Origin of the sequence: Prosthecobacter sp., from assembly GCF_014879935.1 — a bacterium.
In the GTDB taxonomy this organism is placed as follows: Bacteria; Verrucomicrobiota; Verrucomicrobiia; order Verrucomicrobiales; family Verrucomicrobiaceae; genus Prosthecobacter.
This window is the reverse complement of the sequence record NZ_JACSRD010000168.1, coordinates 1-7,201: the sequence shown is the minus strand read 5'-3', so window position 1 is coordinate 7,201 and position 7,201 is coordinate 1. Positions and strand designations below refer to the sequence as shown.

The window sequence follows — 7,201 nt, the reverse complement described above, 5'->3', positions numbered from 1 at the left end:
CTGCTCGCTTTCGCCGCTGTCATCGATTGGATGCAGCCGCTCAAGAGGTTTTAAAACACTGCCTAGGCCGGAGTGGCCGGCATAGCTGTCGAAAGCGGTGCTGAAGCACCGCACTCCGGCGACGCTATCGCGCCATTCGCAAAATCTCGACCAGCTCCTCATGCGTCAGCGAAACTGGATTCGCCTTCATGCTGCTCGCCGCGGCGGCTTTGCGGGCGATTTCGTCGAGATCGGCCGTTTGAATGCCCCAGGCGCTGAGTTTGGGGATCTGGAGGCATTCGGTGATGCCGTGGAGCCAGGAAATGGCATCGCTGCCGAGGATGGAATTGATCTGATCGAACTTCGTGCGGTTTTGCACGCGTCTGGCGTTCGCTTCCCAGACCGGGGCAAGCAAGGCGGCGCACACAGCGCCGTGCGGTGCGTGAAACATGCCGCCAATCGGCGCCGCGAAGCCGTGGACGGCACCGAGACCGGCGTTGGCGAGGGCGATGCCGCTGTTGAGGGCGCAGAGGGCCATGTCCTCGCGTGCGTCGAGGTCGTGGCCGTTTTGAAAGGCCCGTTCGAGCGAACGCACGGCACGCTGAATGCCGTCGAGGCACAACGCGTCGGTCATCGGCTGCGCACGCGAGCAGACGAAGGCTTCGAGGCACTGCGTGAGGGCGTCCATGCCGCTGGCGGCGGTGACATCCGCCGGGACATCGATGGCGAGTTCCGGATCGATCAACGCAATGCGTGGCAGCATCGAGAGATGACGCAGGCTGGCTTTGACGCGGTGCTTCTCGCTGGCGATGACGGCGTTGCGTGTGGCCTCGGCTCCTGTGCCGGCGGTGGTGGGAACGGCGATGAAGGGAAGCGGAAGGGCTTCGAGGGCCTTGCCTTCACCAATGACCTCGATGTAGCGCATCAAGTCACCCGGCTGTGTGCTCATGGCGGCGATCGCCTTGCCCGCATCGACGACGCTGCCGCCGCCGATGGCGACGATGACATCGGCGTTGTACTGCTTCGCGAGTTCGACGCCGCTTTGGATGTCTTCGACGGGCGGTTCACCGCAGATCGATTTGATGCCGACCTGCGGCAGCCGGGTTTCCCATTGTTGCGGGCGGCTGCCGGTGACGAGCAGGACTCGCTGGCCGAATTCAGCCGCCAGGGCGGGCAGTTCGCGCACCGTGCCGCGTCCGAAGATGATGCGCTGGGCAGTGGCGAATTCGAAGCGGTTCATGGCGGTGATTTGAGCGCGTAGAGGTCTTTGAGCGTGTGAACGCGGACGCCGGGCAGTTTGGCGCTGGATTTGACGGAACGGACGAACAAGCGGCGGCCGATGGTGGCGTTGCGCTTGTTGGGATAGAGAGGGATTTTGGCCTCCAGTTCATCAGCGAGCGGCTTGATGGAGGCGATGTCCTTCCATTTGCACTCGCCGAGGTCGGTCCAACCGTCCTGGCGCACACCAATGACATCAATCTGGGTGCCTTTATCCCAGTATTCGCCGCACTCGAAGGCGGCGCGGACGTTTTCGGCCTGATAGATCATGGGCAGGCATTCGCGGCAGAGACGCTCGAAGCAGCGGCCGAAGTAGGCATCGAGTTCGGGCTTGATGATCTCGGTGAAGCCTTGTTTCGGACCGAGCAGCCGCAGGGTGCTCTGATGCGGGAAGAGAAACCGGAACCAGAAGCGCAGGAAGGGATCGTCGAGCGCGTAGCGCACGGTGCGCACGCCGGGCTTGTCCTCGGTGAGCGGGTAGCGGCGCTGGACGTAGCCGAGCTCAACGAGGGTGCTGAGATGGTAGTTCAAGCCGCGCACGTCGATGCCGGTGGTGCCGGAAAGCTGCGCGGGCGCGGTCTTACCCTGCGCCAGGGCCATGAGGACTGCGTGGTAGGGCATGAGATCGCGCAATTCCTCGCGCAGGAGGAATTCGGGCTCGCGGAACAGCACGGAAATCTCATCCAGGACGCGGGCGATGATGTTTTGCTCGATGGAGAGCTTTTCATCGAAGGCGAGGAGGTACATCGGGATGCCGCCGCAGATGGCGTAGGCCTTGGCGTGGTCGATGACGGACCAGCGCGGATGAAACTCGGCGGCTTCGAGGTGGTTGAAGGGCCGCAGCAGGATCTGCCCGGTGCGGCGGCCGAAGAGAGGGCTTTTCTTTCCCAGCACCTCGCGCTCCATGAAGCCGAGGTAGGAGCCGCAGAGGATGAGCATGACGCGGCCGGATTTGGCCCAATGGCGGTCCCACAGCTCCTGGATGACGGAGGGCAGCTCGGTCGCGCCCTCAGCCATCCACTGAAACTCGTCGAGGGCAAGGATGAGCTTCTGTTTGCCGGTGTGGCGCTTCACGACGAGGTCGAGCGCCTCACGCCAGCCACTCACGCGGGCCTGGGCGAGCAGCGGCTCATTCAGCGCACGTGCGGCGGTTTCGAGGAACTCGTCGATCTGCGTCTCACCGGGGGCGCGTTTGCCGACGAAGTAGATGCCGGGCTTCTTCTCCATGAAGCGGACGATCATCTCGCTCTTGCCGACGCGGCGGCGGCCATAGACGGGCAGGAACACCGAATCCGGCCCGCGCCACATGGCGTCGAGCGCGGCGATCTCACGATGGCGGCCACGGAAGTCGATCATGCCTGAGTGTAGTTTATCAAAACGTGTTTTGTCAAAACGTGTTTTGATGACTTTGCCCGAGCTGGCCTCAGCGACTGAGCGTCATGACGCATTCCAGATGCTTCGTCTGCGGGAAGAGGTCGAAGGGCTGCACGGTGCCGAGCTTGTAACCGGCCTCGGTGAAGAGCTGCAGGTCGCGCATCTGTGTGGCGGGATTGCAGGAGACGTACACGACGCCTTTCGGGCCGAAGGCGAAGAGTTGCTGCAAAAACTCGGCGCTGCATCCGGCACGCGGCGGGTCGATGAGCACCACGGTGTCGCCACCGGGATGCGGAACGTCCTTGAAGACTTCGCGGGCATCCGCAGCCATGAAGCGGCAGTTGGTGAGGCCGTTCAGTTCGGCGTTGTGCGTGGCTTTTCTGACCGCGCTCTCGGAAATTTCGACGCCGATGACCTGCTCGAAGTCACGTGCGCCGCAGACCGCGAACAATCCGCTGCCGCAGTAGGCATCGACGAGGTATTTCGCCCCGGTGGCTCTCGCTTCATCGAGCGCATGACGGACGAAGCGTGGAAGGATGAAAGGATTGTTCTGGAAGAAGTCGCCGGCCTGGAACTCGAAGCGGATGCCATCGACATCCTCATGCGCGATGGCATGCGTGTCGGTGAGGACGCCGTTTTTCGCAGCACGGAGCAGCAGAGTGCCGCCACGTTTGAAGTTGCCGGAGCTGGCCCGGATGTTTTCGCGCACAGCGGGCAGGGCCTCGTTGATCGCATCCATGGCGATGTGGCAGTAGGGCACATCGACCAGCGCGGCACGTGCGCCCATCCGGAGGAAGCCGATATCCTCGACGCCGTTGGCACGTGGCTTCTGGAAGTGAGGCGTGATTTTTGAGCGATAGTGAAACTCGACAGGCGAGGGAATGACCTCATTCACCGGATGCTCGATGCGGGCCATATGCTTCAGCAGTTCGGCGACCTGGCGTCGCTTCCAGTGGAGCTGCTCGGCGTAGGCCATGTGCTGATACTGGCAGCCGCCGCAGGTGCCAAACACCGGGCAGACCGGCTGCACACGCTGTGGCGAAGGCTCGAGCACTTCGACGAGGTCGGCCTCGCTGAAGTTCTTGTGATTCCGATAGATGCGGCAGCGGACGAACTCGCCAGGCAGCACGAAGGGCACAAAAACCACCCAGCCGCCGGCACGGGCCACGCCCATGCCTTCATTGGTGAGGTTGTCGATCCTCACCTCGAGCTGCTGATGATACGCGAAGGGATGCGGGGCGAATTTCTTTGGTGGCTCCATGCGTCCCGTCATTTCTTCTCCGGATTTTCCATGGTCATGTAGGTGCGGCCTTTGACCTGGCCGTTGAGCGGATTGACGGACTCGATCCGCAATTCCTTGAGCACAGTCGCGTTGTCCACCTTCTGCACCTTGGTGACCTGGTACTTCTTGATGACCTTGCTGTTGCGGTCGTAGGCCTCCATCTTCGCGGCACCGCCGCTGCCCTGGTGCACATAGATGTCCACCACGTAGTAGGGGCCGTCCCTGCCTGGATTGGTGACACGAACAATCCAGCATTTCTGCCCGCTGACACGCGTCTCGCCCATCAACTGCGGACGCGGCCAGTAGAGGAAGCGCAGTGACAGATCCTCATAATTGAAGTCCATGCCGCGCACGCGGTCGTCGAGCTGCTCCTTCGGCACTTCGCCGGAACCACCCTCACGCACCTGATAAAGCGTGGCGGGCGTGGTATTCAGATCGAGGTGCACGATCTCCTTCGGCGGGTTTTTGAAGAGGAACCGCATGACCTGGTCCTCCATCGTGAGGGTGAGCGGCTCGACACGACCGGTGGCGTCGTCGCGGAGCTGGCCGTCCATCTTGTGATTCTGCAGCGCGTAGCTGAGACGCACGATGCGGAGGATCTCCTCGGCGGTGCGGGGCCGGGCTTCTTCGGCACGCAGCAGTCCGGCGATCAGCAGCGGTAAAAGCAGGAGACGTTTCATGTGAGAAGGGGGTGTGGGGTTGCGGACGAGGCTTTGACACAGCGTCCCGGGCCTCTATTCAATGCGCTCAACCATCATGCAGCGCCAGCGCTTTCTCTTTGCCGCTCTGGGCCTGCTCACGCTCTGGCGTTGGGCGCTGCTGCCGACGCTGGAACTCTCGCCCATCGAGGCCGAGGCAGTGTTTCGTGCGAAACACGGCGGGATCGGCGGCTTCGAGGAAATCGGGCCGCTCATGCCGCTGCTGGCAAAGCTGGGCACGCTGCTCGGTGGTGGGGGCGAGTTCGGCGTGCGGTTTTTCGCGCCGCTTCTGGCTTTGAGCGCTTCTCTCGCAGTGTGGCGGCTCATGCGCAGCCTGTACGATGCGCAGATCGCCGGCTGGGCGGTGGTGATCGTGAATGTGCTGCCTGCTTTCAATGTCGCCGCAGTCACGCTCACTCCATCCACCGTCGTGTTTGCGCTCGTTCCAGCGGCGGCCTGGTGCCTGCGGGTGGCATTGCTGCATGCCAATCCGCTGCACTGGGCCTGGTGGGCCGCCGCGGCCTGTGTGGCGGGTGCGGCCCTGTCCCAACCGCCGGCCCTTGCTGTGATGGGTGCGGTCGTGATGGCTTTTGGATTGCCGGAGCGTCTGCGTCATCACCTGCATGGCACGGGTTTTCTGATGATCGCAGGCGCGTGGTGTCTGGCCGTGTCGTTCTGGCTGTGGGGTGACGCACGGCTCGTGTGGCCGGAATGGCGTGTGGTTCCAAACCTGCTGCGCTGGATCGTGCTGGCATCCCCTGTCCTGCTGACGCTGTTCGTTCTCGCCACACGCATGGCCTTTGACCGCGCCATGCTCATGTCGCAACGCAGCCTCCCTCTGGCGATGTTGCTGCCGCTGGCTGCGGTCGATCTGCTTTACGGTCCCGCTCACCGCTGGCCGGACATGGGCGGCGCAGTGTGGATGGTCTTTGCGGCGATGGTGCTCGCCCATCGGGCCTCGGTGCTCGGCGGCATCGCCAGCGAGGAGCGCATCAGCCTGCGCACCATCGCCATCGTGCTCGCCGCCGTTCAGAGCGCCTTCCTGCTGCAGAGCGACCTGCCGCGCACGCTCGGTCTGCGCTGGCGCTTTTCGCGGCAGACGGCGGCAGCCTCCGATTACGACCACTTCTTCACTGCGGACCCTTCCAAGGCCATGCGCGGCTGGAAGGAGAGCGCGAAACTCGTGTCCGCAGCCCTGAAGCAAACCTCGGGTGACCGGCCATGGTTCGTAATCGCCAGCGACTGGCGGCTCGCCGTCGAGCTGGACCACTACCTTGGCCAAAACGAGCCCGTGAAGTCGCTGGATGACGATTTGCGCGGCTTCGGCGGCCACAGCGCGATCTTCGTCACCGACGACCCTGCCGCCATCGTCCCGCCGGAGCCGCTGCGTGACCGATTTGAACGTGTGGAGATCCTTTCTGTGGCCCGTGTGATGCATGCGGGCAACGAGGTGCGCTGGCTGAAAATCTTCGCTTGCCACGACTACCGCGCGTCCGACTCTTGACGCCCGTTTCGCCCCGCCATGTCTGCCGCGCCTGCCATTTCCGTCGTCGTCCCCCTCTACAATGAGGAGGACAATGTCGTGGAGCTGCAGCGGCAGATCGACACGGCGCTGACCGGGCATGATTACGAGCTGGTGCTCGTCGATGACGGCTCAAAGGACCAGACGCTCGCCCGCATCCAGCCGGGACCGCGCGTGCGCGTGATCGTCTTCGAAAAAAACAGCGGCCAGAGCGCCGCGATGCACGCCGGCATCCATGGTGCGAAGGGGGGGGTCATCGTCACGCTCGATGGCGACCTGCAAAACGACCCAGCCGACATTCCTGCGCTCGTCGCGAAGCTCGGTGAAGGCTTCGACCTCGTCTGCGGCTACCGTGCCAAACGCAAGGACACCGCCTTCAAGCGCCTGCAAAGCCGCATCGCCAACTTCGTCCGCTCCCGCTTCGTCGGCGACCACGTGCGCGACACCGGCTGCACGCTGAAGGCCATGCGTCGCGACTGCCGCGAGGCCCTGCTGCTCTTCAATGGCATGCATCGCTTCATTCCCGCGCTCATCCGCAACATGGGATGGCGCGTGACCGAAGTTCCCGTGAATCACCGCCCGCGCATCCATGGCGTGAGCAAGTACGGCTTCGGCAACCGCGCCCTGCGTGCCACCATGGACATGTTCGGCGTCCGCTGGCTGAACAGCCGTCGCACGCGGTATTCGATCCGCGAAGAGCAAAAAAGCTGAGGGCGTCGAGCGTAGGGCAAAGTGACGCGATGCGGACAAAGCACGTTCATTTCGTCCTCGTGCTCCTACTCGAACTCGTCCTCGATCAAGTTGCTTCGCTTCATCCAAAGCAACCGCACCATCACTTAGCCCAAGTTTCGCACTTTGGAAGGCCGCGTCTTGCCATCACCAGGGCAAGCGGCGCGGTTGATGGCCCAGGTCGGCCACACATTTCTCAACGGGTCACGGCAGATCGGGGGCGGAGTTTTGCGGGCGGCGGATGCGCGGCGGTGGTTGCTCGGGCAGCGTCCAGCCGAGTTGCAACAGCAGCGCGGCTTGTTCCTTCTCGGGGATCGTGATCCGCGGCAGCGTGATGGC

At 63.3% G+C, this 7,201-nt stretch carries 6 protein-coding genes; 2 read left to right on the top strand and 4 right to left on the bottom strand.

The genetic code is table 11. The features are described 5' to 3' along the window. Window positions 1-124: 124 nt before the first annotated feature. From IAE77_RS17100 to IAE77_RS17085, 4 genes are all read right to left on the bottom strand, one after another. On the bottom strand, window positions 125-1,219 hold the full coding sequence (locus tag IAE77_RS17100; RefSeq protein ID WP_294228902.1) for an iron-containing alcohol dehydrogenase: 1,095 nt from the start codon (window positions 1,217-1,219) through the stop codon (window positions 125-127). Beyond that, window positions 1,216-2,613 (bottom strand): ATP-binding protein, encoded by a 1,398-nt coding sequence (locus IAE77_RS17095; RefSeq protein WP_294228898.1) that lies wholly within the window; start codon window positions 2,611-2,613, stop codon window positions 1,216-1,218. Before IAE77_RS17095 ends, IAE77_RS17100 begins: the two co-directional genes overlap by 4 nt. Window positions 2,614-2,680: 67 nt before the next feature. Next, a complete protein-coding gene (locus tag IAE77_RS17090) occupies window positions 2,681-3,892 on the bottom strand; it encodes a class I SAM-dependent RNA methyltransferase (protein WP_294228895.1) in 1,212 nt (403 codons plus the stop codon). Window positions 3,893-3,900: 8 nt separating this feature from the next. Beyond that, window positions 3,901-4,593, bottom strand: a complete 693-nt coding sequence (locus IAE77_RS17085) for an outer membrane lipoprotein-sorting protein (protein WP_294228892.1) — start codon at window positions 4,591-4,593, stop codon at window positions 3,901-3,903. Between the two features lie 76 nt (window positions 4,594-4,669). Here IAE77_RS17085 and IAE77_RS17080 point away from each other — a divergent pair, with 76 nt between their 5' ends. Beyond that, on the top strand, window positions 4,670-6,115 hold the full coding sequence (locus tag IAE77_RS17080) for a glycosyltransferase family 39 protein (RefSeq protein WP_294228889.1): 1,446 nt from the start codon (window positions 4,670-4,672) through the stop codon (window positions 6,113-6,115). Window positions 6,116-6,133: 18 nt separating this feature from the next. Further along, a complete protein-coding gene (locus IAE77_RS17075; RefSeq protein WP_294228884.1) occupies window positions 6,134-6,844 on the top strand; it encodes a glycosyltransferase family 2 protein in 711 nt (236 codons plus the stop codon). Window positions 6,845-7,201 lie beyond the last annotated feature (357 nt).